This window comes from Exiguobacterium sp. SH5S13, assembly GCF_004337085.1.
Classification (GTDB): Bacteria; Bacillota; Bacilli; order Exiguobacteriales; family Exiguobacteriaceae; genus Exiguobacterium; species Exiguobacterium aurantiacum_A.
Window position 1 is genome coordinate 1 of the sequence record NZ_SJUS01000062.1, and the last position, 1,328, is coordinate 1,328.

Annotated in this window: 10 tRNA genes and 2 rRNA genes; all 12 read left to right on the plus strand. The window is 48.3% G+C overall.

The features are described from left to right. Window positions 1-11: 11 nt before the first annotated feature. Window positions 12-127: ribosomal RNA gene (gene rrf / locus EVJ30_RS14895) — 5S ribosomal RNA — on the plus strand. An 83-nt stretch (window positions 128-210) separates the two neighbouring features. Then, window positions 211-286: transfer RNA gene (locus EVJ30_RS14900), tRNA-Asp, on the plus strand. A gap of 24 nt (window positions 287-310) precedes the next feature. Next, window positions 311-386: transfer RNA gene (locus EVJ30_RS14905), tRNA-Phe, on the plus strand. Between the two features lie 9 nt (window positions 387-395). After that, window positions 396-471, plus strand: a tRNA-Thr gene (locus EVJ30_RS14910). Window positions 472-481: 10 nt separating this feature from the next. Further along, window positions 482-557 (plus strand) — tRNA-His (locus EVJ30_RS14915). A gap of 12 nt (window positions 558-569) precedes the next feature. Further along, a tRNA-Lys gene (locus EVJ30_RS14920) sits at window positions 570-645 on the plus strand. 37 nt (window positions 646-682) lie between these two features. Further along, window positions 683-763, plus strand: a tRNA-Leu gene (locus EVJ30_RS14925). 21 nt (window positions 764-784) lie between these two features. Continuing rightward, window positions 785-859 (plus strand) — tRNA-Gly (locus tag EVJ30_RS14930). A 7-nt stretch (window positions 860-866) separates the two neighbouring features. Next, window positions 867-951, plus strand: a tRNA-Leu gene (locus EVJ30_RS14935). Window positions 952-957: 6 nt separating this feature from the next. Further along, window positions 958-1,034, plus strand: a tRNA-Arg gene (locus tag EVJ30_RS14940). A 7-nt stretch (window positions 1,035-1,041) separates the two neighbouring features. Continuing rightward, window positions 1,042-1,118: transfer RNA gene (locus EVJ30_RS14945), tRNA-Pro, on the plus strand. Window positions 1,119-1,217: 99 nt separating this feature from the next. Further along, window positions 1,218-1,328 (plus strand): 16S ribosomal RNA (locus EVJ30_RS14950); the annotation flags it as partial.

The following is a 1,328-nucleotide window of genomic DNA, read 5'->3' on the forward strand; positions in this document are numbered from 1 at the left end:
ACAATCCCTTGTCTGGTGGCGATAGCGAAGCGGCCACACCCGTTCCCATGCCGAACACGGAAGTTAAGCGCTTCAGCGCCGAAAGTAGTTGGGGGTCTCCCCCTGTGAGGATAGGACGTTGCCAGGCTTTTTATTTTTTTACAAAACTTATTGACTTTATTCTAATTGACATTTAAAATAGGTGGAGTCGATACAAATAGTTTTACAAACGGTCCCGTGGTGTAGCGGTTAACATGTCTGCCTGTCACGCAGAAGATCGCGGGTTCGAATCCCGTCGGGACCGCCATTTTTAATTTAAACTTAATAAGTTGGCTTTGTAGCTCAGTTGGTAGAGCAAAGGACTGAAAATCCTTGTGTCGGCGGTTCGATTCCGTCCAAAGCCACCATTTACACCTGCCGGTGTAGCTCAGTTGGTAGAGCATCTGACTTGTAATCAGAGGGTCGAGGGTTCAAATCCTTTCGCCGGCACCATTTTTTCATGGCGATTGTGGCGAAGTGGTTAACGCACCGGATTGTGATTCCGGCATTCGAGGGTTCAATTCCCTTCAGTCGCCCCATTTTAAATTAATGAGCCATTAGCTCAGTTGGTAGAGCATCTGACTTTTAATCAGAGGGTCGCAGGTTCGAGCCCTGCATGGCTCACCATTTCTCATTAATTAATAGTTATATTTGAATATTATATGCGGGTGTGGCGGAATTGGTAGACGCGCTAGACTTAGGATCTAGTGTCCTTGACGTGGGGGTTCGAGTCCCTTCACCCGCATCTCTAATCAAAACTCATATTGCGGAAGTAGTTCAGTGGTAGAATACGACCTTGCCAAGGTCGGGGTCGCGGGTTCGAATCCCGTCTTCCGCTCCATTAATATGCGGTCGTGGCGGAATCGGTAGACGCGCTAGGTTGAGGGCCTAGTGGTGGTTAACACCGTGGAGGTTCAAGTCCTCTCGACCGCATTTTATGCACCCTTAGCTCAGCTGGATAGAGCGTTAGACTACGAATCTAAAGGCCGGGAGTTCGAATCTCTCAGGGTGCACCATTTATAACGGGAAGTAGCTCAGCTTGGTAGAGCACTTGGTTTGGGACCAAGGGGTCGCAGGTTCGAATCCTGTCTTCCCGACCATTTATTTTTTGGTCTTTGAAAACTGAACGATGAGGCAAAAAAGTTTTACAAGTTTTGATTGAAGCGCAAGCTTCGTCATTTTTAAGAGCTATATCAAATTCTTTGGAGAGTTTGATCCTGGCTCAGGACGAACGCTGGCGGCGTGCCTAATACATGCAAGTCGAGCGCAGGAAATCGACGGAACCCTTCGGGGGGAAGTCGACGGAATGA